This is a genomic window from Streptomyces bottropensis ATCC 25435 (assembly GCF_000383595.1).
Classification (GTDB): domain Bacteria; phylum Actinomycetota; class Actinomycetes; order Streptomycetales; family Streptomycetaceae; genus Streptomyces; species Streptomyces bottropensis.
This window is the reverse complement of sequence record NZ_KB911581.1, coordinates 3,181,486-3,205,457: the sequence shown is the minus strand read 5'-3', so window position 1 is coordinate 3,205,457 and position 23,972 is coordinate 3,181,486. Positions and strand designations below refer to the sequence as shown.

The window sequence follows — 23,972 nt, the reverse complement described above, 5'->3', positions numbered from 1 at the left end:
TCCCGATCGCTGTGGGTCTGTGCAAGAGTTGCCCACCCGCCGGATCCGGTTGACACCGAATTTCCAGAAGATTTCCCGCCGCTTCGTGTCCTCCGAACCGGCCGTCCGCGCAACCAACACGCGAGGGCCCAGGCACACCAAGGACGGTGACCCATGGCGGACGCTGCCATGACCGCGACGTTCCTCGCCGTGATCGGCGGAGCGTCGCTGCTCGCCGTCACCGCGCGCCGGCTGCGCCCCACCGACCGGCTGCCCTCGCTGGAGAGCTGGGCGCTGGCCGACCGTAGCCTCGGCCCGGTGTGGACCTGGCTGCTGCTGGGCGGCACGATCTTCACCGCGTACACCTTCACCGCCGTGCCCGGCCTCGCGTACGGCAACGGGGCGCCCGCCTTCTTCGCGGTGCCGTACACGGTGATCGTCTGCCCGCTGGCCTTCGTCCTGCTGACCCGGCTGTGGGAGGTGGCCCGGCGGCACGGCTATGTGACGGCCGGGGACTTCGTGCGCGGGCGGTACGGTTCGGCGCCGCTCGCCCTGGTGGTGGCGCTGACCGGGATCCTCGCGACGATGCCCTATCTGGCGTTGCAGCTGCTCGGCATCAGGGCCGTGCTGACGGCCGGGGGCGTCTATCCGAAGGGCGCGGCCGGTGACCTCGTCATGGTCGCGCTGTTCGCGGGGCTCGCGGTGGCGACGTACCGGCACGGGCTGCGGGCCCCCGCCGTGATCTCGGCGCTGAAGGCGGTGGCCGTCTTCGTGTCGCTGACCGCCGTGTGCTGGCTGGTGCTGGAACGGTTCGGCGGTCCGGGCGCGGTCTTCGAGGGGGCGGCGCGGCGGCTCGGCGGCACCGGTGTCGAGGGGTCCGCCCTCCTGCTGGCCCCCGAACAGCAGCCCGCCTACGCCACCCTCGCGCTCGGCTCGGCGCTGGCCCTGCTGATGTACCCGCACGTCCTCACCGCCGGGTTCGCCGCCGACGGGCCGCGCACGGTCCGCAAGGTCGCGGTGGCGCTGCCCGCCTGGACGGGGCTGCTGGCCCTCTTCGGCTTCCTCGGGATCGCGGCGCTCGCGTCCGGGGTGCGGGCACCCGAGGGCGGCGCGGAGGCGGCCGTGCCGATGCTGGTGGACCGGCTGATGCCGGCACCGCTGGCCGGACTGGTGTTCGGCGCGATCACCGTGGGCGCGCTGGTCCCGGCGGCGGTGATGTCGATCGCGGCCGCCACCGGCTTCGTCCGCAACGTGTACGTCGAGTACTTCCAGCCCACCGCCACACCCAAGCGCCAGGTGCGCATCGCCAAAGCGGTGTCGCTGACCGCGAAGGTGGGGGCGGTGGCGTTCGTGTTCGGACTGCGCGACCAGGACGCCATCAACCTCCAGCTCCTCGGCGGGGTGTGGATCCTGCAGATCTTCCCGGCGGTGGCGGTCGGCCTCTTCACGGGGCGGCTGCACCCCCGGGCCCTGCTCGCCGGATGGGGCGTGGGCATGGCGACCGGCACGTTCCTGGTGGTGCGCGAGGGGTTCTCGTCCATCGTGCTCCTGGGCGGCGGCTCGCTGGAGATCTACGCCGGCCTGCTCGCGCTCCTGCTCAATCTGACCGTCGCCGTCGTCGGCACCGCGGTCCTCGAACGGCTCGGTGTCCCGCGCGGCGCCGACGCGACCGACCTACCGTCCCGCCTGACCGTCAGGCGGCGCCCCGAGACGGGAGCGAACAACCCGTGAGACGCAGACAGCACCTACGTGTGCCGGTGCCCCCGGCCGTTTCCGGACCCGTGACCGCCGCCGGGCCCCGGAGCCCGGTGCCGGCCCCGGCCGCCGCCGAACCCCTGATACCGCAGCCGGGCCTGGTCCCGAACCAGGCCATGCCGCCGGGCGCCCTCGGTGATCCCGCCGACGTGGAGCGCGAGGCCGGCGTCGCCCGGCTGTTCGAGCTGCACTACTCCTCGATGCTGCGGCTCGCGGTGCTGCTGGGCGCCGACGACCCCGAGAACGTGGTGGCCGAGGCGTACTACCAGATCTACCGCAAGTGGCGGCGCCTCAGGGACGCCGAGGCGGCGGAGGCGTATCTGCGGTCCACGGTCTGCAATCTGACCCGGATGCGGATACGGCACCTCCAGGTCGCCCGCAGACATGTCGAGACGCCCGCGGCCGAGGAGCCGGTCGCCTCCGCCGAGAGCACCGCGCTGCTCCACGACGACCAGCGGGTGCTGATCGGCGCGCTCCAGCACCTGCCCGCCCGGCAGCGGGAGGCGCTCGTGCTGCGCCACTGGCTGGGGCTGAAGGAGAGCGAGATCGCGGCCGCGATGGGGATCTCCTGCGGCTCGGTCAAGACCCACACCGCACGCGGCCTCGCCGCCCTGACCCAGGCGATGGAGGCCCGGCGATGAACGACACCACCGGCAACGACACCGGCCGGGACCGCACCGAGCGGGAGCTGGCCGAGGCGCTCGCCGCACTGGCGGGCGGCGTCCACGCCGCCCCGGACGCCTACCGCACGGCCCGCGGCGACTGGCTCCGCCGCGAACGCCGCCGCCGCCTCGTCCTCGCGGTCCTCGTCCTCGTGGTCTTCACCCTCGCCACCCTGCTCGGCCTGTGGGTCCTCAACCAGGCCCCCTCCGGCTCCGGGGTGATCTTCTCCGAAACGGGAGGGACGACGGCGGGGGCGGGACCGGGCTGACCCTCCCCTTCCGGATCCCGCCGGATTGATCACCCCCGGGTCCGGGAACCCGCACCCCGTGCACCCCCCCATCGAGGACTACGCGCTGATCGGCGACCACCAGACGGCCGCGCTGGTGAACCGCCAGGGTTCCATCGACTGGCTCTGCCTGCCCCGCTTCGACTCGGCCGCCTGCTTCGCCGCGCTGCTCGGCGACCAGGAGAACGGGCACTGGACGATCGCGCCCCGAGAAGGGGGGACGTGCACGCGGCGGGCGTACCGGCACGACTCGCTCGTCCTCGACACCGAGTGGGAGACCGAGGAGGGCGCGGTACGGGTCACCGACCTGATGCCGCAGCGCGACCGCTCCCCCGACGTCGTACGGATCGTGGAGGGTGTGTCCGGCCGGGTGACCATGCGCAGCACCGTGCGCCTGCGCTTCGACTACGGCTCGGCCGTGCCGTGGATGCGCAGGTCGGACGGTCACCGCGTGGCGGTCGCCGGCCCGGACGCGGTGTGGCTGCGCAGCGAACCCGGGGTGCGGTCGTGGAGCGAGGACCGCGCCACGTACGCGGAGTTCACGGTCGGACCGGGCGAGAAGGTCGCGTTCGTGCTGACCTGGCATCCCTCGCACGAGCCCCGGCCCCGCCTCGTCGACCCGTACGAGTCGCTGGAGACGAGCCTGCACGACTGGCGGGCCTGGGCGGCGCGCTGCCGGTACACCGGCCCGCACCGGGACACCGTGGTCCGCTCCCTGATCACCCTCAAGGCGCTCACCTACGCCCCGACCGGCGGGATCGTCGCGGCCGCCACCACCTCCCTGCCCGAGGAGATCGGCGGCGTCCGCAACTGGGACTACCGCCACTGCTGGCTGCGCGACTCCACCCTCACCCTCGGCGCGCTGCTGTCCTGCGGCTACCAGGAGGAGGCAGGGGCCTGGCGCGACTGGCTGCTCCGCGCGGCCGCGGGCGACCCGGCCGACCTGCAGATCATGTACGGCCTGGCCGGTGAGCGCCGCATCCCCGAGTACGACCTGCACTGGCTGTCCGGTTACGAGGACTCGCGCCCGGTCCGGGTCGGCAACGACGCCGTACGGCAGCTGCAGCTGGACGTGTACGGCGAGGTCATCGACTCCGTGTTCGTGTCACGGCGTGCGGGCCTGCCCGACAAGCCCGACATGTGGCGGATGCAGTGCGCGCTGATGGAGTACCTGCGCTCGGCCTGGCGCAAGCCGGACGAGGGGCTGTGGGAGGTGCGCGGGCCGCGCCGTCACTTCACGCACTCCAAGGTGATGTGCTGGGTGGCCGCCGACCGGGCCGTGCGCACCCTGGAGGACGACCCGACGCTGACCGGCGGCGACCTCGAAGGATGGCGGGCCCTGCGCGACGAGATCCACCGCGAGGTCTGCGACCGGGCCTACGACCCCGAGCGGGGCACCTTCACCCAGTCCTACGGCTCCCGCGAACTCGACGCCTCGCTGCTGCTCATCCCCCTCATGGGCTTCCTGCCGCCGGACGACCCCCGGGTCGTCGGCACCGTCGACGCGATCCGCGCGGAGCTGAGCCACGAAGGGCTGGTCCGCCGCTACGGCCTGGACCACCGCACGGCCGCGACCACCTCCGTCGACGGCCTGCCGGGCGGCGAGGGCGCGTTCCTCGTCTGTTCGTTCTGGCTGGCGGACGCACTGCATCTGACGGGCCGCACGGCCGAGGCGCGCGAGCTGTTCGAACGGCTCGTGGGGCTGGTCAACGACGTGGGGCTGCTGGCGGAGGAGTACGACCCCGTCGCGGGCCGGCAGCTCGGGAACTTCCCCCAGGCGTTCAGCCACGTCGGTCTCGTGGGCACCGCCCTCGCCCTCTTCGACGGGAAGGAGGCAGGATAGGGCCATGGATCTTGGGCTGAAGGACCGTGTCTACATCGTCACCGGAGCGACCCGCGGACTGGGTCACGCGGTCGCGCGCGAACTCGTCGCCGACGGCGCGAAGGTGGTCGTCACGGGCCGCGAGGAGGAGAGCGTCGGGGCGGCGGTGGCCGCGCTCGGGGGGAACGCGGTGGGCGTCGCCGTGGACAACGCCGACCCCGGGGCCGCCGGGCTGCTGATCGCCGCCGCGCGCGAACGCTTCGGGCGCTTCGACGGCATCCTGGTCAGCGTGGGCGGGCCGGCGCCCGGGTTCGTCGCCGACAACACGGACGAGCAGTGGACCGCCGCGTTCGAGTCGGTGTTCCTGGGGGCGGTCCGGCTGGCGCGGGCCGCGGCCGAGGAGCTGGGCGAGGGCGGTGTCATCGGGTTCGTGCTGTCCGGGTCCGTGCACGAGCCGATCCCCGGGCTGACCATCTCGAACGGGCTGCGGCCGGGGCTGGCCGGGTTCGCCAAGTCGCTCTCCGACGAACTGGGGCCGCGGGGCATCCGGGTCGTGGGTCTGCTCCCGGCCCGTATCGACACGGACCGGGTGCGTGAGCTGGACGGGCTGTCGGCGGACCCGGAGGCGACGCGGGCCGCGCACGAGTCGCGGATCCCGCTGCGGCGGTACGGGCGACCGGAGGAGTTCGGGCGGGCCGGCGCCTTCCTGCTGTCCCCGGCCGCGTCCTATCTGACGGGGATCATGCTGCCGGTGGACGGCGGGATGCGGCACGGGTTCTGACCGCCCCGCGGGAACCCGTCGCGACCCCGTCGGCGAGAGCCGACCGCGGGGCGGGTCGTCAGCTCACCCTCTGGGCACGGTGCCTGGCCGCGCGCAGTGCGACCTCCGCCGGGAGCGCGGCCAGTCCGGCCGAGTCCTTGGCATGGGTCAGGGCCTGGGACGTCAGAGTGCGCAGGGCGTCGCCCGGGTTCACATGGGGCTGGAGGAGGAGGCGGACCCGGGCCTCGGGGGCGTTGCGGCGCCCCGTCAGGCGGGTGTGGGCCCGTTCGACACCGTCCGCCTCGGCGGCCTCGGTGGTGAGCACGCCCTCCAGTGCCCGTCCGCGCAGCAACGCGCCCTCGCCGTCGCCGGTGTCGACGAGCACCTCGGCGAGGCGGTGGCGCCGCAGGACCGCCGTCAGCCACCACAGGGCGAGCAGGACCAGAACGGCGAGCACGGCGATGACGGTGGGCCACCACCAGCCGGAGTCGTGCCACCGGGTGCGGTCGGCTTCGCTGAGCAGGACGTCCTTCTTGCCGTCGTGCGGCCACCACGAGGGCGGGTCCACGCCCAGTCCGACGGCGAGGACGGCGCCGCCGACCACCACCAGCACGAGCCCGACGACTGCGAGCAGCACCCGGTCGACGATCCTCAGCATCGCGCTCACCCCTTCCGGCCGGGCCGGCGGACATGCACCGACAGAGCGGGCGGCCGGGACAGGCCGAGCCCCCGGATGCCGTCGGCGAGCATGACGTCCAGGTCGGCCCGTACCTCGTCGAGTTCCCGGAAGTGGGACACCGCGCGGACGTCGACCCGCCTGCGGCCCGCCCGGACCCGTACGGACTGCACCCCGGACACCTCCATGGCCCGGTCGCGCAGGGCCAGCGCGGCGGCGTCCCGGTGCAGTCCGGCCCGTACCCGGGGGTGGACGCGCCGCATCGGCAGGACGTCACGCAGTCCGGGGGTCGCGGCGAGCACCAGCAGCCAGAGGCCGAGGAGTACGGCGACCGAGGCGCCGACGAGCACCCAGATGTCGTCGAGGGGGCGCTCGGCCAGTTCCCGGGCCAGCGAACGGCGCCATGCCATGGCGGGCCGGCCGGCGCGGACGGCGACGACGTCGTACAGCAGCAGGCCGAGACCCGCCAGGAGCACGGCGGCGAGGATGCCCGCGGGGATTCTGCGCGCGGACCAGAAGCGTTTCTCCGCGCCGTTCTCGCCGTCGCGGACCAGCGGCGGGTCGTACGCGGCGGCGGACGCCGACTGGTCGGACTCGCGGTCGGCGGTCCTCCCGTCCGCGCCCGTGCCGTCGGTGTCGTCGGCCTTCTCGATGACGGGTAGTCGTCGCGTGGTGCCTTCGGAGCGCTCGGGTTCGCTCATCGCGTCCTCGCCTGTGCCACGTCGTGTGCATGCGCCGGGTGCAGCCGTTCGACGTGGACGGCCACCTCCGACACGTGCATTCCCGCCAACGTCCCTACCCGCTCGACGACATGCCGACGCACCGCGGCGCACTGGCCCCCGATGTCCGAGGGGTAGGGGAGCCCGAGACTGACCGTCACGCGCGCGGTCTCGTGATGGACGAGGACGGTGGCGTTCGGGGGCGCGGAGCCCGGCGTCGGCGCCACCAGTGCCTCGCGCGCCGCCTGCGCGGCGATCTTCGCGACCACCCGGTCGGCGATCCGGATCGCCCCGCGCTCACCGGGCTCGACGGCCCCGCGCTCCGCGGGGCGGCCGCTGTCAGGCGGGTTCATCGGCGTCGGTCGTCACGTGGGCGGAAGAAGTCGCCCAGTTCCAGGTCACCCGCCAGGAACCGGCCGACGACGAAGCCGACGGCGCCCAGCGCGGCCACCAGCAGGAAGGCGCCGAATCCGCCGAAGTACCCGGCGAAGCCCAGCGCCATGCCGGCGATCATGCCGATCATGGCCAAGCTCATCCTGCGCTCCTAGACACTTCAAAGACTCCTGACGTACGTGGTGGGCCGGGTGCTCGACGGCCGGGCCCCGCTCACTGCAGGCGGGACTCGGGCTCCTCGTCCTCCTCCTCCGGCAGCTTCACATCGCTGACCGCGATGTTGACCTCGACGACCTCCAGCCCGGTCATCCGCTCGACGGCCGCGACGACGTTCTCGCGCACATCGCGGGCCACATCACCGATGGACACCCCGTAATCGACGACGATCTCCAGGTCCAGCGCGGTCTGCACCTCGCCGACCTCGACCTTCACACCCCGGGTCACGGACTTGGCTCCGCCGGGCACCCGGTCCCGCACGGCCCCGAAGGTCCGTGACAGTCCGCTGCCCATGGCATGGACGCCCACGACCTCCCGCGCGGCGAGTCCGGCGATCTTCTCCACGACGCCGTCGGCGATGGTCGTACGCCCCCGGCCCGCGGGATCCCCGCCACCGCGCCGGGTGGTCCGCCGCCCGACCTGTGGCGACTCCTTGGTGGTGTCGGGCCCTTCCGTCCGGTTCCGCTCCGTCATGTCAGTCATGCCGTACGTCCCTTCCGGTCGTCCCCCTCAACCCACAGTAAGCGCGGTTGCAGCGCCGCGCGCCGGGGATGGGGCAGGCTGGAGGAATGACGTCGGACAGGTGGACGAAAGCGGTACGCCGGCACCTCGGGACGGGCCGCGTGCTCCCCCTGGGCGGCCCGCAGGACGGCGCGTGGATCACGGAGCGGGCCGTGGAATCGGTGCTGCGCGGCGCGGCCGCGGCGCTGCGGGGGCTGAGTCTCGGCCCGCTGCGCGTCTCGTCGGCCGACGTCGACGGGAGCGAGGCGGCGGTGCCCCCGCCGCCGAGCGCGCTCCCGTGCGGCCCGCTGCGCGTCACAGCCGATTTCGCGGCCCTGGCGGGCCCGGCCGCCGAGCCCTTCCCCGCGACGGCGGCCCGTCTGCGGACCGTCCTCGCCACCACGGCCCGGGAACGCATCGGCCTGCGGGTGGCCGAGGTGGATCTACGGCTGACCCATCTGCTGGAGGACGACGAGCAGGCGGTCCCCCCGCCCTCCGCGCCCCCGTCGGCGCCCCCCGCTACGCCCACGGGCGACGACGAGCAGGCGCGCGCCGCCGCCGCGGGGCTCGCGGTCCCGGGCGTCGGCCGCCTCACCACCGTCCTCGGCGCTCCGGGCACGACGGGGCCCGCCCTCCCCCGCCGTCATGTCCTCGTGGAACTGGTGGTGACGGAGGAACGGCGGGCCCTGGACGCGGCACGCGAGGTCCGGGTGGCGGTGGGCGAGGCGATGCCGGACCACCCGACGGTGGCGGTGCTCGTCACCGCGGTGACAGGCGGGGCCGCCCTGGTCTGACCGCCGTGGATCGCGTTCGCCGACTCGGTGCACACGTCGCGCCGGATGCGGGGTGCCGGGGTGCCGGTTACTGAGCGATCCCCGCGAGGTCCCGCAGGCGCCGTGCCTGGGCCGCCCGCTCCGCCGCGCGCTGCTGGTCGTAGTCCCGGCCCACCGCTCCTCGCAGCAGCGCCTTCGTCTCGACCACGGCGTCGCGCGGCGCGGACACCAGCGCGGCGGCCAGGTCCCGCACCGCGTCGGCGAGCTGGTCGCCGGGGACCGCGAGGTTGGCGAGCCCGATCCGCTGCGCCTCCTCCGCCGTGACGAAGCGTCCGGTGAGACAGATCTCCAGCGCGCGGGCGTACCCGACGAGGCCGACCAGCGGATGCGTCCCCGTGAGGTCGGGCACGAGCCCGAGGCTAGTTTCGAGCATGGCGAACTGCACGTCGTCGGCGACGACGCGCAGATCACAGGCGAGGGCGAGCTGGAAGCCCGCACCGACGGCGTGTCCCTGCACGGCGGCGATGGACACGATGTCGTTGCGCCGCCACCAGGTGAACGCCTCCTGGAACTCGGCGATGATCGAGTCGAGCCCGGCGTCGTCACGACGCGCGAGATCGACGAAGGACGGCTCCCCTTCGATGCCTTCGGGCGTGAACATCTGCCGGTCGAGGCCGGCGGAGAACGATTTGCCCTCGGCCCGCAGCACGACCACACGGACGGAGCCCGGCACCGACCGTCCGGCCTCGGTGAGCGCCCGCCACAGAGCGGGGCTCTGCGCGTTGCGCTTGGCCGGATTGGTCAGCGTCACCGTGGCGATGGCGTCGTCGACGGTGAGCCGTACGCCGTCCTGGTCGAGCAGCGGTTCGAGCGAAGCCATGGGGCGCCTCCGATGAGTGCGGTCAGCAGAGCGATGAAACATTGCTAAGTGACTGCACAGTAACCACCCGGTCGATCTGTGGGTCCCCCCAGGTCCCTTTAGAGCTCTGGGGGGACGACCGACCGGGTGGCCACCATCGAAGCCGATGGGCCGCCCGGCGCGTCAGGCCGAGGCGGTTTTCTTGCCCCGCGTCGCGCCGCCACGCCCTCGGAGCGTGACACCCGATTCGCTGAGCATCCGGTGTACGAAGCCATACGAGCGACCGGTTTCCTCGGCCAGCGCCCGAATGCTCGCACCGGAGTCGTACTTCTTCTTCAGGTCTGCCGCGAGCTTGTCGCGCGCGGCGCCGGTTACCCGGCTGCCCTTCTTCAGAGTCTCGGCCACCCGGTCCTCCTCATGGGAAGTGCGCTCTGGTCTCCTCATGATCACCCCTCCGGGGCGTGATGGCCACCCATTCGGCAAGGTCCGTGGGACAAGGTTGTGACGACAGGAGCGCGTACTCACGAGCGGAACCTGTGATTCCGCCCAGCGTTGTCCGTAGACCCGAACGGGTTGTTCTGCGAAGTGCCAGGTCAGAGACGCACCACGGCCGAGCCCTTCGCACGGAAGGACTCGGCCGTGAAATCGATGTAGGACACACCTCGGTACGAGGAGATCTCACACAGATGATGGATCACGGATGGGCCGAATGATCCAGAGGCAGTTGATCAACCCGAGCGGTCGGCCCATTCGATCGGCCGTTCGCTCAGGCGAGCGCGACGAGATCCGCGTAGTCCGCGCCCCACAGGTCCTCGACGCCGTCCGGCAGCAGGATGATCCGCTCCGGCTGGAGCGCCTCGACCGCACCCTCGTCGTGGGTGACGAGGACGACCGCGCCCTTGTAGGTGCGCAGCGCGCCGAGGATCTCCTCGCGGCTGGCGGGGTCGAGGTTGTTCGTCGGCTCGTCGAGGAGCAAGACGTTCGCGGACGACACCACCAGGGTCGCGAGCGCGAGGCGGGTCTTCTCGCCGCCGGAGAGGACCCCGGCCGGCTTGTCGACGTCGTCGCCGGAGAACAGGAACGAGCCGAGCGTCTTGCGGATCTCGACCAGGTCCAGGTCCGGGGAGGCGGAGCGCATGTTCTCCAGGACCGTGCGCTCCGGGTCGAGGGTCTCGTGCTCCTGCGCGTAGTAGCCGAGCTTGAGGCCGTGGCCCTCGATCACCTCGCCGGTGTCGGGCTTCTCCACACCGCCGAGCAGACGCAGGAGGGTGGTCTTGCCGGCGCCGTTGAGGCCGAGGATGACGACCCGGGAGCCCTTGTCGATGGCCAGGTCGACGTCGGTGAAGATCTCCAGCGAGCCGTACGACTTCGACAGGCCCTCGGCCATGAGGGGGGTCTTGCCGCAGGGCGCGGGGTCCGGGAAGCGCAGCTTGGCGACCTTGTCGGAGACCCGGACCGCGTCGAGGCCGGCGAGCAGCCGGTCGGCGCGCTTGGCCATGTTCTGCGCGGCGACGGTCTTGGTGGCCTTGGCGCGCATCTTGTCGGCCTGCGAGTGCAGCGCGGCGGCCTTCTTCTCGGCGTTCTGCCGCTCCCGCTTGCGGCGCTTCTCGTCGGCCTCGCGCTGCTGCTGGTACAGCTTCCAGCCCATGTTGTAGACGTCGATCTCGGCGCGGTTGGCGTCGAGGTAGAACACCTTGTTGACGACCGTCTCGACCAGGTCGACGTCGTGGGAGATCACGATGAAGCCGCCGCGGTAGGTCTTCAGGTAGTCCCGCAGCCAGACGATCGAGTCGGCGTCGAGGTGGTTGGTCGGCTCGTCGAGGAGCAGGGTGTCGGCGTCGGAGAAGAGGATCCGGGCCAGCTCGATACGGCGACGCTGACCGCCGGAGAGGGTGTGCAGCGGCTGGCCGAGCACCCGGTCGGGCAGGTTCAGCGCGGCGGCGATGGTGGCGGCCTCGGCCTCGGCGGAGTACCCGCCCTTGGTGAGGAACTCCGTCTCCTGGCGCTCGTACTGCTTCAGCGCCTTCTCCCGGGTGGCGCCCTGGCCGACTGCGATCCGCTGCTCGTTGTCGCGCATCTTGCGGATCAGTACGTCGAGGCCGCGCGCGGAGAGGATGCGGTCGCGGGCGAGGACGTCGAGGTCGCCGGTGCGTGGGTCCTGCGGGAGGTAGCCGACCTCGCCGGAGCGGGTGATGGTGCCGCCGGCCGGCATGCCCTCGCCGGCCAGGCACTTGGTGAGGGTGGTCTTGCCGGCGCCGTTGCGGCCGACCAGGCCGATGCGGTCGCCCTTGGCGATGCGGAAGGTGGCGGACTCGATGAGGACGCGGGCACCGGCGCGCAGCTCGACGGCGGAGGCGGAGATCACGGACAGACTCCAGGGCGGATCGGAGGTGGCGGGTGGGCGGCTGAGGACGTTCCCGCCGTCTAATGCGCGAGGAGAATGGCCATGGGCCGATTCTAACTGGGGGCGGCAAGCGGTTTATCGCCCGTATGACAAGGGATCACGTGGTCTCGGTCACCGGCGTACGGGGCGTTGTCGGTGGCGGGTGCGAAACTGAGCCGCAGGGCGTGTTCCGGACGACGGAGAGGTCGTGATCGGTATGACGGGCAGGAGCGACGGACGTCCGAGCGTCTATCCGACGCTGCTGTACGCGGACGCCAAGGCCGCCATCAGACAGCTCACGGAGGCGTTGGGCTTCACCGAGCTGTCGGTCTACGAGGGCGAGGACGGTGTGGTGCAGCACGCGGAGCTGACGCAGGGCAACGGCGCGGTGATGGTCGGCTCCAAGGGCAGCGGCAGCGTCTTCGACGGCGCGATGAAGGGCGCGGGGCCCGCCGGGGTGTACATCGTCGTGTCCGCCGACGAGCTGGACGCCCACCACCGGCGGGCCGTGGAGCACGGCGTGGAGATCCTGACGCCCCCGACGGACCAGGAGTACGGCTCACGGGACTACATGGCCCGGGACGCCGAGGGCAATGTCTGGAGCTTCGGCACCTACGCCCCCGAGACGGACGGCTGACGGGCCCGCGCCCGCCCGGTCAGCTGCCCCCGGTGTGCACCTGGAAGGCGGCGCGGCGGACGGCCTTGGCGAGGGCCGGGTCGGGGTGGGCGGCGGCGAGGGCGACCAGGACCTGGACGGTGCGGGGGTGGCCGACCGCGCGGACCTCGGCCAGCAGCGCGGGGACCGTCGGCTGCACCGCGGACTCCAGATGCCGCACGAGCAGTGGGGCCTCGCCGTGGTCGGCGACGGCGGCGGCGGTGTCCACCCAGAGCCAGGTGGACTCCTCGCGGGTGAGGACCTCGTGGGCGTCCTCGGGGTCGGCGCCGTCGTGCTCCGCGAGCCAGAGCAGGGCGTAGGGGCGCAGCGGGGTCTCGTCGGCGACGGTGCGGACGTCGGGCTCGGCGGGGGCGCCGACGACGCGCAGCGCCTCGAAGGCGAGGCCCCGGATGAGGGCGTCCTCGCCGCGCGCGGCGGCGATCAGCTCGGTGACGGCGCCGCCGACGGGGCGGGCGGCGAGCCAGGCGCGGTACTCGGCGCGGGCCGCGTTCGGACGGAGCTGCGCGCAGCCTCTGAGCATGTCCTCGGCGGAGACCTCGATGTTCCCGGCGGGGCTCTGCGCGGCGACGCAGATCTGCTCCAGCTTGACCCAGACCGCCCAGCTGCCGAGCGGGGTGAGGGTGGCCTGGGCGTCGCCGTAGGTGAGGGCGCCGACGGAGGCGAGGGCGCGCAGGGACCAGTCGAGGAGCGGGGCGAGGGGGGTGTCCTCGGCGGCGGGCTCGGGGTTCGGCTCCGGCTGCGGGCCGTAGGGGACCTCGCAGCGCTCGGTGCGCAGTTCGGTGACCCGCTGCTCCAGGAGGTCGAGGAGCTGTTCGACGGGGACGGGCCCGGCGGAGAGCTGGAGGAAGGAGAGCACCTGGGGCATGGCCGAGACGACCTCGGCGACCGCCGCGGGCTCGCGGTCCTCGGGCTCGGGGTAGGCGATGGACCAGGCGTCGAAGAACGCGACCCAGCCGCGCAGGACGGCGCTGTCGTCGCGGTGCCAGGCACGCAGCCGCCAGCCGGGGCGTGCGCTGTCGCCGTGCACCTCGATGAGGCCGGCCAGTCGTGCCGTGTCCCAGTCGTGGCGGACCTGATCCGGGGTCAGGCCCAGTTCGGCGGCGGCCCGTTCGGCGGTCGCGGCGGAGAGGGTGCCCTTGCCGTCGGCGTTCGCGCCCTCGCGGCCGGGGCGCAGGGCGGCGTCGGCCCAGTGGGCGACCCGGGCCGCGTCCGCCAGAACGGCGCGGGCCATACGGGCGAGTTCCACGGGCGGCGGGGTGCCCTCCGGGGGCCGGGGGGCCGGTCGGCGGCGCTGGGTCACTGCTGCTCGGGGAGCGGCGGCCAGGGTTCGCGGGCCGACGAGGCGGAGCCTGGAGTCGCGCGGGTTACGGGACGTCACGGGGGCAGTCTTCCGGTTGACGGTCCGAAAACCCAAACGGAATGTCACAGCGGGCGACAGGGGTGGCCAACGCACGGGGTCCCCAAGGGTCGGTACCGACGAGGATCGCGTCGCCACGGCACTAAGCGGAATGTGGCGTACCTCTCGCCGCTGACGGGTTTCGCGGGGCCCTCGACGAGCTCCGGCCGCTACACGAGTGGGGTGAGGAAGCGGCGGAGCGTTTCCTCGTAGGCCTTCGGGTCGGCGTTCCACATGGCGCCGTGCGGGGCGTGGCGGACCGTGCGCAGGGTGACCCGGTCGGGGCGGAGGGCGGCGAGACGCCGGGAGGGGCCCCAGGGGGCGACGGCGTCGTCGGGACCGTGGAGGAGCAGCGTCGGGGCCCGCAGACCGGAGGGGGCGGGCTCGTGGTCGGCGGGGACGGCACGCAGTCCGGTGCGTCCCTGGGCGGCGCGGACCGCGAGGGGCAGCAGGGGCCCGGGGGTACGGCGGGCGGTGGCGAGGGCCCGCAGGGTGGCGGCCCAGTCGAGGACCGGTGAGTCCAGCACGAGTCCGGCGACGCGGTCGCGCAGGGCGGAGCGGGTGGCCGCGTGCAGGGCCATGGTGGCGCCGGTGGACCAGCCGAGCAGGACGACGCGCTCGGCGCCGTACCGCACGGCGTACCTGAGGGCGGCGTCCACGTCCCGCCACTCGGTCTCGCCGAGGTGGTTCAGGCCGTCCGGGGAGCGGGGCGCGCCCGGGTCGCCCCGGTAGGCCGGGGCGAGGACAGGGAAGTGGTGGCGGTGCAGGGCCTCCATGAGGTTCAGGGCGTGCGCGCGGGTGGCGCCGAGACCGTGCACGGCGATCACCCAGGTGTCCCGGGCGGCGGGCACGAACCAGGCGGGCAGGGCGCCGAGTTCGCCGGGGATCTCGACGTCGTCGTGGTCGAGGCCGAGCGCGGTGCGCGGGTCGCCGACGTGGAGGTCCGGGGTGAACCACACCTTGTCGCCGGGCTCCAGGGTGCCCCGGCTGACGCGCTCCAGGCGGCGGACGACCGTGTCGGGGGCGTGCGGGGCGCCGTTCAGCACGCCCCCGACGACCGCGTGGGAGCCGTTGCCGGTGAGGCCGTAGACGCCGGGGCGCTGGGAGGCGAAGGCCCGGGTCAGCGCGATGCGGCCGGCCGCGGTGGCGTGCACGGTCAGCCGGGGTTCCGTGGGCAGCGGTTCGCCCGGCGGCGCCTTCAGCGCGACGTCACTGGCCAGCCGGCCCGCGGCGACACTGGCCGCGCCGGCGGCGAACGCGACCCCGAGGGCCGAGGCTGCAGCTCTCACTCCACGCACGGCTCCAGTGTCCCGGCGGACCGTGCCGGGGGCCAGTGGGCGTGCGTCGGGGGGACCACGTGCGGGTCGCGGAGCGCGGTCGCCCGGCCGAGTGGCGGGTGTACGCGTCCCGAGGGTGCCCCGCAGGCTCGCCGCCGTCGGTCCGGAAGCTAGCCCGGCTGGCCGTATCCCTTGAGGCGCTCGCCCGTTTCGTTCAGCTGTTCGCGGGTGAGCAGGTGCGGGGTGAGGTGCGGGACCGTGGAGGCCTTCAGCCAGACCTGGCACATCCATTCCAGTTGGGCCGTGCGGTCGTAGGCCTCGTCGAGGGTGCCGCCGTAGGTGATCGTGCCGTGGTTCTGGAGCAGGCAGCCCGTGCGGCCCGTCAGGGCGCGGAGCATGTTCTCGGCCAGCTCCGGGGTGCCGTAGGTCGCGTAGGGGGCGACCCGGACGGGTCCGCCGAGGGCGGCGGACATGTAGTGGATCAGCGGCAGCTCGTCCACGAGGGTGGAGACGGCCGTCGCGTGCACGGCGTGGGTGTGGACGACGGCACGGGCGTCGGTGGTGGTGTGGATCGCCAGGTGCATGGGGAGTTCGCTGGTCGGGCGGAGCGTGCCGAGGACCTGCCGGCCGGAGAGGTCGACGCCCGTGACGTCGTCCGGGCTCAGGCGGTCGTACGGCACTCCCGTCGGTGTGACCAGGACGGTGTCCCCCACGCGCACGGAGACGTTGCCGGAGGTGCCGACGACCAGGCCGTCGGCCACGGTCCGCCGGGCGGTGGCGACGAGTCCGTCCCACGCGCGCGCCACCTCCCCCGGCGCAGCGCGCCGACCTTCCCCGTCCCGCGCATCCCGCGGATGCCCGCCCACCTCGTCCACGCCTCGCTCGTCCCGGACGTCGCGCCGCTGCTCAGCCATGCCGTGATCCTGTCAGGCACCTCACCCCGGCGGAATGGACGGGCGACCGGAGGCAGGGCGGCCGGACACGGGGCGAAGGGCGGCCGGACCACGGCATTCCGCCTGCGTTCGAACGTCGGGCCTCCGTCCTTTCGGGCCGGGCCCCGCCGCACGCGCACAAGCGGAAGGGTGGCACCTCATTCACTACACCCACGCGCCCGCCCCAGTTCACCTTCCGTTCATCCAGGTTGCCTACGGTCCACATGCCACTGACGTCCGAAAGAAGCTCAGGTAAATGGAAAACTTCTCGCTGATCCTCGCGATCGTGGTCATCACCGCGCTTGCGTTCGATTTTACGAACGGTTTCCACGACACCGCCAACGCGATGGCCACCACCATCTCGACAGGCGCCATGAAGCCCAAGGTCGCGGTGGCCATGTCCGCCGTGCTCAACCTTGTCGGCGCGTTCCTTTCCATCGAGGTCGCCAACACCATCTCCAAGGGGCTCGTCGACGAGTCCGGCATCCAGCCAGAGGTCATATTCGCGGCGCTCGTCGGCGCCATCCTCTGGAACCTGTTGACCTGGCTGGTCGGACTCCCCTCCAGCTCCTCGCACGCCCTGATGGGCGGCCTCATCGGTGCCACCATCGCCTCGGTCGGCACGGGCGCGGTGCACGGGGACGTGCTCGTCACCAAGGTGCTGATCCCGGCCATCGCCGCCCCGCTGGTCGCCGGCCTCGCGGCGATGCTCGCCACCCGGCTGACGTACAAGCTCGGCGCGCACACCAACGAGAAGGCCTCCGGCAAGGGGTACCGCGCCGGCCAGATCGCCTCCGCCGGCCTGGTCTCGCTGGCCCACGGCACGAACGACGCCCAGAAGACGATGGGCATCATCACGCTGGCCCTGGTGGCCGGCGGCACCCTGGCGCCCGACTCGGACCCGCCGGTGTGGGTCATCGTCTCCGCCGGTACGGCCATCGCGCTCGGCACCTACCTGGGCGGCTGGCGCATCATCCGCACGATGGGCAAGGGCCTGACCGACCTCCAGCCGCAGCAGGGCTTCGCCGCCCAGACCAGCGCGGCCACGGTCATCCTGGCCTCCTCGCACCTGGGCTTCTCGCTCTCCACCACGCACTCGGTCTCCGGCGCCGTGATGGGCGCGGGCCTCGGCCGCAAGGGCGGGGTGGTCCGCTGGTCCACCGCGACCCGGATGTTCGTCGCCTGGGGCCTGACCCTGCCGGCCGCCGCGCTGGTCGCCGCGCTGGCCGAGTGGGTGACGTCCTTCGGCACCTGGGGCACGGCCGTCGTCGCGGTCTTCCTCGTCGCCTCCAGCGCCGCGATCTGGCTGGTCTCCCGCCGTGAGGTGGTCGACCACACCAACGTGAACGACACCGAGGAGCCGCCCGGGGTGGTGACGACGGCGATCGCCGCCGTGACCCCGCCGCCGGTCGGCACCGTGGCCGAGGACCTCACGGCGACCATTCCGGCCCCCGCCGCCGAGGCCACGGCACCGGCGAGCACGTCCGCGCCGACGCCCGCCGTCTGAGCCCCACGACTCCCTGAGGAAGATCACCACCATGCACATCGACTGGGCAGCTCTCGGCTCCGTCTTCGGAGTCAGCCTCGTGGTCACCGTGGCCCTCGTCGGCCTGTTCACCCTCGGCATCGTCGGCCTCTCCAAGCGGGAGGAGGCGTCGACCCGGGGCGACTCGGTCGCGGCGGCGACCACGGGTGCGTACGTGTGCTTCGCGCTGTGCGCGGCGGCCGTGGCGTACGGAATCTCCCTGATCATGACCTGAGACCGGACATGATCATGAGCTGGGACCGGGCCTCCCCGGTCTCTCGACAGCTCGACCACCGACCCCCGACGGCGTACGGCGCCCTCGGGGGTCGTGCGCGTCCCGGGCCGGCGTCAGCGACGCTCCGGCCCGCGGGGCCGGGGCGCGACCGGAGCACGGTCCGGGACCCGGAGCCGCCCGGTGCCCGGGGTGAGACCCGACCACAGGCCCGCGCCGGCGGCGACGAGAACCGTCACCAGCGTCCAGACCGGACCGCGCACCTCACCCGCCGGGACGAGGAGCGCCGCCAGCGCGCCCGCGCCGACGGCCAGCACCCCCATGACCCAGCAGAAGAGTGCCCAGGGCGCGGCCGCCGTCACCCAGGCTCCGCGCGCGCTCCCGTACCTCGTGCCCGACGAGACCGTCCTGCTCCGCCGATCGTCCACGTGTGCACCTCCCGTCCCCCGGACGGCCCGTCGCGAGCCGCCCGCCGCCGTTCCTCGGGGTGTTCCCGGCCGGGTCGTCGGGCAAGCGCGCGGAAAGTGCCGATTCGGGCGTCTGGCGGGATTTCGGCGGTGTGGGGCTGAGCACACCGCTGCGCCGCAGGTCAACAGCAAGTTGACGGGTCTTCCGGGGGCGTGGTGGACTGCCGGGGCCATGTACGACGGCAGAAGAGGAAGCCGGTGCGAGTCCGGCGCGGTCCCGCCACTGTCACCGGGGAAGCATCTCGAAGCGTCTCCCCGGGAGCCAGGAACTCTCGCCGTCGGTCTCGTCGAACCAGGGCGTGGACACCCTGAGTGAGGACCTATCGCCATGTGCGCCCTGTGCGGCTGCCCTTCGGGGCCCAGCGTCCGGACCCTGCCCGACCCCGTGACCGGCTGAACCGGTGCGTGCCGATCGCGTCTTCGCGTACGGCGCCGCCGCCGGGCTCCTCGGCGATCTGCTGTTCGGCGATCCGCGCCGCGGGCATCCGGTCGCGGCGTTCGGGCGGGCCGCCGGCGCGGTGGAGCGGGTGCTGTGGCGGGACCACCGGGGGTGGGGCGCGCTGCACACCGCGGTGTGCGCCGGCGGCGCCGTCGCGCTGGGGGCCGCGGCCTCGGCCGCCGTACGGCCGTCGCGGATCGCGTCCGTCGGACTGACCGCCGCCGCCACCTGGGCCGTCGTCGGGGGGACCTCGCTCGGGCGGGAGGCGCGGACGATCGCGCGGTTCCTCGACGCCGGCGATGTCGAGGGCGCGCGGGGCCGGTTGCCCCATCTGTGCGGACGGGATCCGCAGGCGCTCGACCCGGACGGGATCGCGCGGGCGGTCGTGGAGTCCGTCGCCGAGAACACGTCCGACGCGGTGGTGGGGGCGCTCGTGTGGGGGGCCGTCGGCGGGGTGCCCGGGCTCGTGGGGTTCCGGGCCGTGAACACCTTGGACGCCATGGTCGGACACCGGTCGCGGCGCTACCGGCGCTACGGGTGGGCCTCCGCGCGGCTGGACGACGTGGCGGGGTGGCCGGGGGCCCGGCTGACCGCCTTGCTGGCCACCGCCGCCGGTGGGGACCCCCGGGGGGCGGTGCGGGCGTGGCGGGCGGACGCGGGCAGGCATCCGAGTCCCAACGCGGGGCCCGTGGAGGCGTCGTTCGCGGGGGCGCTCGGAGTGCGGTTGGGGGGCACGTTGTCGTACGGGGGGCGGGTCGAGCACCGGCCCGTGCTCAATGGGGAGGGGCGGGCCGTCGGCGTCGGGGACATCGAACGGGCCGTCCGGCTGTCCCGCAGGGTGAGTTGGCTCGCCCTGGGGGTCGGCGCGGGTGCGGCGATGGTGCGGGGGCGGGTCGCGGGGCGGCCGGCACGGCGGGCGAGGAGTCAGGGATGAGTGGCGGGTTGCTGGTCGCCGGGACCACCTCCGATGCCGGGAAGAGCGTGGTGACCGCCGGGATCTGCCGGTGGCTGGTGCGGCAGGGGGTCAAGGTCGCGCCCTTCAAGGCGCAGAACATGTCGCTCAACTCCTTCGTGACGAAGGAGGGCGCCGAGATCGGGCGGGCGCAGGCCATGCAGGCCCAGGCCTGCCGGGTGGAGCCGACCGCGCTCATGAACCCCGTCCTGCTGAAGCCCGGTGGCGAGCGCAGCAGTCAGGTGGTGCTGCTCGGGAAGCCCGTGGGCGAGATGAGTGCGCGCGGGTACCACGGGGGACGGCAACAGCGGCTGCTCGGGACCGTGTTGGACTGTCTCGCCGAGTTGCGGGGCACGTATGACGCGGTGATCTGTGAGGGGGCCGGTTCCCCCGCCGAGATCAATCTCCGGCGGACCGACATCGTCAACATGGGGATCGCCCGGAACGCCGGGCTCCCCGTGCTCGTCGTCGGCGACATCGACCGCGGTGGGGTCTTCGCGTCCTTCTTCGGGACCGTGGCGCTGCTCTCGCCCGAGGACCAGGCACTCGTCGCCGGGTTCCTCGTCAACAAGTTCCGGGGCGACGTCTTGCTGCTGGAGCCGGGGCTCGACATGCTGCACGGGCTGACCGGGAGGCGGACCTACGGCGTGCTGCCGTTCCGGCACGGGCTCGGGATCGACGAGGAGGACGGGCTGCGGGTGTCGCTGCGCGGGACGGTCCGCGAGTCGAACGTGGCACCGCCCGTCGGGGAGGACGTCCTGCGGGTCGCCGTGTGCGCGGTGCCGCTGATGTCCAACTTCACCGACGTGGACGCCCTCGCCGCCGAACCCGGTGTCGTCGTGCGGTTCGTGGACCGGGCCGAGGAACTGGCCGACGCGGACCTCGTCGTGGTGCCGGGGACCCGGGGGACGGTACGGGCGCTGGAGTGGCTGCGGGAGCGGGGCCTGGCCGACGCCCTCGCGCGGCGCGCCGCCGAGGGGCGGCCGGTGCTCGGCATCTGCGGCGGTTTCCAAGTCCTCGGGGAGCACATCGAGGACGACGTCGAGAGCCGGCGGGGGCACGTCGACGCGCTCGGACTTCTCCCCGTCCGCGTACGGTTCGCCCCGGAGAAGACACTCACCCGCCCCGTCGGGGAGGCCCTCGGGGAGCGGGTCGAGGGGTACGAGATCCACCACGGGGTCGCCGACGTACTGGGCGGGGAGCCCTTCCTGGACGGGTGTCGGGTCGGGCAGATCTGGGGCACGCACTGGCACGGTTCGCTGGAGTCGGACGGTTTCCGGCGGGCCTTTCTGCGGGAGGTGGCGGCGGCCTCCGGGCGCCGTTTCGTACCGGCCGCCGACACGTCGTTCGCCGCGCTGCGCGAGGAGCAGCTGGACCGGCTCGGCGACCTGATCGAGGAACACGCGGACACGGACGCGCTGTGGCGGCTCATCGAGTCGGGCGCGCCGAAGGGTCTGCCGTTCGTGCCGCCGGGGGCTCCCGGAACGCCGGGAGCGTCCGGATGACGGGCACGGGCTCGCAGTTGAACGACCGGCCGCGGGTCAACCGCCCGCGGCCGGAGGGTGACTTGGAGGGCGACGCAAAGTGAGTGTTCCGTTTCCGTTCACGGCCGTCGTCGGCCAGGACGACCTGCGCCTCGCGCTGCTGCTGAACGCGGTGTCGCCGGCGGTCGGCGGTGTGCTGGTGCGCGGTGAGAAGGGGACCGCGAAGAGCACCGCCGTGCGGGCGCTCGCGGCGCTGCTGCCGGAGGTCGAGGTCGTCGCCGGGTGCCGGTTCTCCTGCGATCCCGCGAAGCCGGACCCCGCGTGCCCGGACGGGCCGCATGAGCCGGCGTCTCAGACGCGGCCGGCGCGCATGGTCGAGTTGCCCGTCGGCGCCTCCGAGGACCGGCTCGTCGGCGCCCTCGACATCGAACGGGCGCTGTCCGAGGGCGTGAAGGCCTTCGAGCCGGGGCTGCTCGCCGACGCGCACCGGGGCATCCTGTACGTCGACGAGGTGAACCTGCTCCACGACCACCTCGTCGACCTGCTGCTCGACGCCGCCGCGATGGGCGCCTCGTACGTGGAGCGCGAGGGCGTCTCCGTACGGCATGCCGCGCGGTTCCTGCTGGTCGGGACGATGAACCCCGAGGAGGGCGAGCTGCGGCCGCAGTTGCTCGACCGGTTCGGGCTGACCGTGGAGGTCGCGGCCTCGCGGGAGCCGGACCAGCGGGTGGAGGTCGTCCGGCGGCGGCTCGCCTACGACGACGACCCGGCGGCCTTCACGGCCCGTTGGGCGGACCAGGAGGCCGACGTCCGGCAACGGGTGGTCGCCGCGCGGGAGTTGCTGCCGTCCGTGCTGCTGGGCGACGGGGTGCTGCGGCAGATCGCGGCGACCTGTGCGGCCTTCGAGGTGGACGGGATGCGGGCCGACATCGTGATGGCCCGCACGGCGACCGCGCTGGCCGCGTGGGCCGGGCGCACCGAGGTGCTCGCGGAGGACGTGCGGCAGGCGGCGCTGCTGGCGCTGCCGCACCGGCGGCGGCGGAACCCCTTCGACGCGCCGGGGCTCGACGAGGACAAGCTCGACGAGACCCTGGAGGAGTTCGCGGAGCCCCCGCGGGATCCGCAGGACCCTCAGGAGCCGGAGGAGCCGCAGGACCCGCACAGCCCTCAGGACGAGGATCCCGATCCGGACGGGCCCGGTGGCGGCGGACAGCCGCCCTCCTCCGGGCCCGACGGGCCGCAGGGCGGCGACGGCGCAGCGCGACCGGAGAACGGGGAGGGCGTGCCGGCTCAGGCGCCGGCCGCCGGGGAGCAGTCGGCCGTACGGGCCGCCGAGCCCTTTCGTACGAAGGTGCTGAGCGTGCCGGGGCTCGGGGAGGGTTCCGCCGGGCGGCGTTCGCGGGCACGGACGGAGCACGGGCGCACCACCGGGGCGCGCCGGCCGCGCGGCACGCTGACCAAACTGCATCTGGCGGCGACCGTGCGGGCGGCGGCGCCGCACCAGCGGACGCGGGGCCGGTCCGGGCCGGGGCTGGTGGTCCGTCGGGACGATCTGCGGCAGGCGACCCGGGAGGGGCGTGAGGGCAATCTCGTGCTGTTCGTGGTCGACGCCTCCGGGTCGATGGCGGCGCGGCAGCGGATGAGTGCCGTGAAGGGCGCGGTGCTGTCGCTGCTCCTCGACGCCTATCAGCGGCGGGACAAGGTGGGGCTGGTGACCTTCCGGGGGTCGGCGGCCGAGGTGGCGCTGCCCCCGACCTCGTCCGTGGACGCGGCGGCGACCCGGCTGGAGTCGCTGCCGACGGGCGGGCGGACGCCGCTCGCCGCAGGGCTGCTGAAGGCGCACGACGTGCTGCGGGTGGAACGGCTGCGGGACCCGGCGCGCCGGCCGCTGGTCGTGGTGGTCACCGACGGCCGGGCGACCGGCGGCCCGGAGCCCGTCGCGCTCGCGGAGCGGGCGGCACGGCTGTTCGCGGCCGAGGGGACCGCGTCCGTGGTCGTCGACTGCGAGTCGGGCCATGTCCGGCTCGGGCTCGCCGGCCGGCTCGCGGGTGAACTGGGCGGTACGGCGGTGACGTTGGACGAGTTGCGGGCGGACTCGATCGCCGGGCTGGTACGGGATGTGCGGGGCACGCAGAAACCGCAGGGAACACAGCGAACGCAGGGAACGCAGGGAACGCAGAAAGCTCCGAGGAGGGCCGCGTAGATGCCGCAGGGACAGCCGAGTGTCGTACCGGACGACGGACTGACGACACGTCAGCGCCGGAACCGTCCACTGGTGTTCGTGCACACGGGCATAGGCAAGGGCAAGTCCACCGCCGCGTTCGGGCTGGCGCTGCGCGCCTGGAACCAGGGGTGGCCGATCGGGGTGTTCCAGTTCGTCAAGTCGGCGAAGTGGAAGGTCGGCGAGGAGAACGCGCTGCGGGTGCTCGGGGCGTCCGGTGAGGGCGGGTCCGTGGACTGGCACAAGATGGGCGAGGGCTGGTCCTGGGTGCAGCGGGATGGGCAGATGGACAACGAGGACAAGGCCCGTGAGGGCTGGGAGCAGGTCAAGCGGGACCTCGCGGCCGAGACGTACAAGCTCTACGTGCTGGACGAGTTCGCGTACCCGCTGCACTGGGGGTGGATCGACACCGACGAGGTGATCGAGGTGCTGCGGGACCGGCCCGGGACCCAGCATGTCGTCATCACCGGGCGGAACGCGCCGGACAAGCTCGTCGACTTCGCGGACCTGGTGACCGACATGTCGAAGGTCAAGCACCCCATGGACGCGGGCCAGAAGGGCCAGCGGGGCATCGAGTGGTGACGTC

At 73.5% G+C, this 23,972-nt stretch carries 25 protein-coding genes and 1 riboswitch; of the genes, 13 read left to right on the top strand and 12 right to left on the bottom strand.

Features of this window, described 5'->3' with window-relative positions; genetic code table 11:
• Window positions 1-153 precede the first annotated feature (153 nt).
• From STRBO_RS0114110 to STRBO_RS0114090, 5 genes are read left to right on the top strand one after another with little or no spacing between them, the layout of a single operon-like run.
• Window positions 154-1,710, top strand: a complete 1,557-nt coding sequence (locus tag STRBO_RS0114110; protein ID WP_020114344.1) for a sodium:solute symporter family protein — start codon at window positions 154-156, stop codon at window positions 1,708-1,710.
• Complete coding sequence (locus STRBO_RS0114105; RefSeq protein ID WP_028796641.1) at window positions 1,707-2,375, top strand: SigE family RNA polymerase sigma factor; 669 nt, start codon at window positions 1,707-1,709, stop codon at window positions 2,373-2,375. Before STRBO_RS0114110 ends, STRBO_RS0114105 begins: the two co-directional genes overlap by 4 nt.
• Entirely contained in the window at window positions 2,372-2,665 is a 294-nt protein-coding gene (locus STRBO_RS0114100; RefSeq protein WP_005477672.1) for a hypothetical protein, read from the top strand. Before STRBO_RS0114105 ends, STRBO_RS0114100 begins: the two co-directional genes overlap by 4 nt.
• A 58-nt stretch (window positions 2,666-2,723) precedes the next feature.
• Entirely contained in the window at window positions 2,724-4,526 is a 1,803-nt protein-coding gene (locus STRBO_RS0114095) for a glycoside hydrolase family 15 protein (RefSeq protein ID WP_020114343.1), read from the top strand.
• 4 nt (window positions 4,527-4,530) lie between these two features.
• Entirely contained in the window at window positions 4,531-5,286 is a 756-nt protein-coding gene (locus STRBO_RS0114090; protein ID WP_005477674.1) for an SDR family oxidoreductase, read from the top strand.
• Window positions 5,287-5,344: 58 nt separating this feature from the next.
• On the opposite strand, the gene amaP is transcribed toward STRBO_RS0114090, so the two are convergent.
• The 5 genes from amaP to STRBO_RS0114065 form a co-directional block, all read right to left on the bottom strand.
• Window positions 5,345-5,923 (bottom strand): alkaline shock response membrane anchor protein AmaP, encoded by a 579-nt coding sequence (amaP, locus tag STRBO_RS0114085; RefSeq protein WP_020114342.1) that lies wholly within the window; start codon window positions 5,921-5,923, stop codon window positions 5,345-5,347.
• Window positions 5,924-5,928: 5 nt separating this feature from the next.
• On the bottom strand, window positions 5,929-6,642 hold the full coding sequence (locus STRBO_RS0114080) for a DUF6286 domain-containing protein (protein ID WP_005477677.1): 714 nt from the start codon (window positions 6,640-6,642) through the stop codon (window positions 5,929-5,931).
• Window positions 6,639-7,013 (bottom strand): Asp23/Gls24 family envelope stress response protein, encoded by a 375-nt coding sequence (locus STRBO_RS0114075; protein WP_005477678.1) that lies wholly within the window; start codon window positions 7,011-7,013, stop codon window positions 6,639-6,641. The genes STRBO_RS0114080 and STRBO_RS0114075 overlap by 4 nt, the downstream gene beginning before the upstream one ends.
• Window positions 7,010-7,195: a hypothetical protein gene (locus STRBO_RS0114070; RefSeq protein WP_005477679.1), complete on the bottom strand. Its 186-nt coding sequence runs from the start codon at window positions 7,193-7,195 to the stop codon at window positions 7,010-7,012. Before STRBO_RS0114070 ends, STRBO_RS0114075 begins: the two co-directional genes overlap by 4 nt.
• A 71-nt stretch (window positions 7,196-7,266) precedes the next feature.
• Window positions 7,267-7,752 (bottom strand): Asp23/Gls24 family envelope stress response protein, encoded by a 486-nt coding sequence (locus STRBO_RS0114065; protein WP_005477680.1) that lies wholly within the window; start codon window positions 7,750-7,752, stop codon window positions 7,267-7,269.
• A gap of 86 nt (window positions 7,753-7,838) precedes the next feature.
• Here STRBO_RS0114065 and STRBO_RS0114060 point away from each other — a divergent pair, with 86 nt between their 5' ends.
• Window positions 7,839-8,564 carry a hypothetical protein gene (locus STRBO_RS0114060; RefSeq protein ID WP_005477681.1) on the top strand — a complete coding sequence of 242 codons (726 nt, stop codon included), beginning with the start codon at window positions 7,839-7,841 and terminating at the stop codon, window positions 8,562-8,564.
• Window positions 8,565-8,631: 67 nt separating this feature from the next.
• On the opposite strand, the gene STRBO_RS0114055 is transcribed toward STRBO_RS0114060, so the two are convergent.
• The 3 genes from STRBO_RS0114055 to STRBO_RS0114040 all read right to left on the bottom strand — a co-directional run bounded on the left by STRBO_RS0114055 (window position 8,632) and on the right by STRBO_RS0114040 (window position 11,767).
• The gene (locus STRBO_RS0114055; RefSeq protein WP_005477682.1) at window positions 8,632-9,423 is read right to left on the bottom strand and encodes an enoyl-CoA hydratase/isomerase family protein; all 792 of its coding nucleotides are present in this window, start codon (window positions 9,421-9,423) and stop codon (window positions 8,632-8,634) included.
• 162 nt (window positions 9,424-9,585) lie between these two features.
• Window positions 9,586-9,807, bottom strand: a complete 222-nt coding sequence (locus STRBO_RS0114050) for a helix-turn-helix domain-containing protein (protein WP_005477683.1) — start codon at window positions 9,805-9,807, stop codon at window positions 9,586-9,588.
• A gap of 361 nt (window positions 9,808-10,168) precedes the next feature.
• The gene (locus STRBO_RS0114040; RefSeq protein ID WP_005477684.1) at window positions 10,169-11,767 is read right to left on the bottom strand and encodes an ABC-F family ATP-binding cassette domain-containing protein; all 1,599 of its coding nucleotides are present in this window, start codon (window positions 11,765-11,767) and stop codon (window positions 10,169-10,171) included.
• A 226-nt stretch (window positions 11,768-11,993) separates the two neighbouring features.
• Between STRBO_RS0114040 and STRBO_RS0114035 the strand changes: the two genes are divergently transcribed.
• The gene (locus tag STRBO_RS0114035; RefSeq protein ID WP_005477685.1) at window positions 11,994-12,422 is read left to right on the top strand and encodes a VOC family protein; all 429 of its coding nucleotides are present in this window, start codon (window positions 11,994-11,996) and stop codon (window positions 12,420-12,422) included.
• A 19-nt stretch (window positions 12,423-12,441) separates the two neighbouring features.
• On the opposite strand, the gene STRBO_RS0114030 is transcribed toward STRBO_RS0114035, so the two are convergent.
• The 3 genes from STRBO_RS0114030 to STRBO_RS0114020 all read right to left on the bottom strand — a co-directional run bounded on the left by STRBO_RS0114030 (window position 12,442) and on the right by STRBO_RS0114020 (window position 16,048).
• Window positions 12,442-13,839, bottom strand: coding sequence for a hypothetical protein (locus STRBO_RS0114030; protein WP_209442944.1), 1,398 nt, complete (start codon window positions 13,837-13,839; stop codon window positions 12,442-12,444).
• Between the two features lie 188 nt (window positions 13,840-14,027).
• The gene (locus STRBO_RS0114025) at window positions 14,028-15,155 is read right to left on the bottom strand and encodes an alpha/beta hydrolase (RefSeq protein WP_005477687.1); all 1,128 of its coding nucleotides are present in this window, start codon (window positions 15,153-15,155) and stop codon (window positions 14,028-14,030) included.
• 149 nt (window positions 15,156-15,304) lie between these two features.
• Window positions 15,305-16,048, bottom strand: coding sequence for a class II aldolase/adducin family protein (locus STRBO_RS0114020; RefSeq protein WP_005477688.1), 744 nt, complete (start codon window positions 16,046-16,048; stop codon window positions 15,305-15,307).
• A gap of 274 nt (window positions 16,049-16,322) precedes the next feature.
• On the opposite strand from STRBO_RS0114020, the gene STRBO_RS0114015 reads away from it, so the two are divergent.
• Window positions 16,323-17,573, top strand: a complete 1,251-nt coding sequence (locus tag STRBO_RS0114015; RefSeq protein ID WP_005477690.1) for an inorganic phosphate transporter — start codon at window positions 16,323-16,325, stop codon at window positions 17,571-17,573.
• 31 nt (window positions 17,574-17,604) lie between these two features.
• Complete coding sequence (locus tag STRBO_RS0114010; RefSeq protein WP_005477691.1) at window positions 17,605-17,826, top strand: hypothetical protein; 222 nt, start codon at window positions 17,605-17,607, stop codon at window positions 17,824-17,826.
• A gap of 113 nt (window positions 17,827-17,939) precedes the next feature.
• On the opposite strand, the gene STRBO_RS0114005 is transcribed toward STRBO_RS0114010, so the two are convergent.
• The gene (locus STRBO_RS0114005; RefSeq protein WP_237547313.1) at window positions 17,940-18,251 is read right to left on the bottom strand and encodes a hypothetical protein; all 312 of its coding nucleotides are present in this window, start codon (window positions 18,249-18,251) and stop codon (window positions 17,940-17,942) included.
• A 179-nt stretch (window positions 18,252-18,430) separates the two neighbouring features.
• Window positions 18,431-18,584, top strand: a riboswitch (cobalamin riboswitch).
• Window positions 18,585-18,691: 107 nt separating this feature from the next.
• Here STRBO_RS0114005 and STRBO_RS0114000 point away from each other — a divergent pair.
• The 4 genes from STRBO_RS0114000 (at window position 18,692) to cobO (ending at window position 23,968) form a co-directional block, all read left to right on the top strand.
• A complete protein-coding gene (locus tag STRBO_RS0114000; protein WP_005477693.1) occupies window positions 18,692-19,663 on the top strand; it encodes a cobalamin biosynthesis protein in 972 nt (323 codons plus the stop codon).
• Window positions 19,660-21,186: a cobyric acid synthase gene (locus STRBO_RS0113995; protein WP_020114336.1), complete on the top strand. Its 1,527-nt coding sequence runs from the start codon at window positions 19,660-19,662 to the stop codon at window positions 21,184-21,186. Before STRBO_RS0114000 ends, STRBO_RS0113995 begins: the two co-directional genes overlap by 4 nt.
• 79 nt (window positions 21,187-21,265) lie before the next feature.
• Window positions 21,266-23,368, top strand: coding sequence for a putative cobaltochelatase (locus tag STRBO_RS0113990; protein WP_005477704.1), 2,103 nt, complete (start codon window positions 21,266-21,268; stop codon window positions 23,366-23,368).
• Entirely contained in the window at window positions 23,369-23,968 is a 600-nt protein-coding gene (gene cobO, locus STRBO_RS0113985) for a cob(I)yrinic acid a,c-diamide adenosyltransferase (RefSeq protein WP_005477706.1), read from the top strand.
• The last annotated feature ends 4 nt before the right edge of the window (window positions 23,969-23,972 follow it).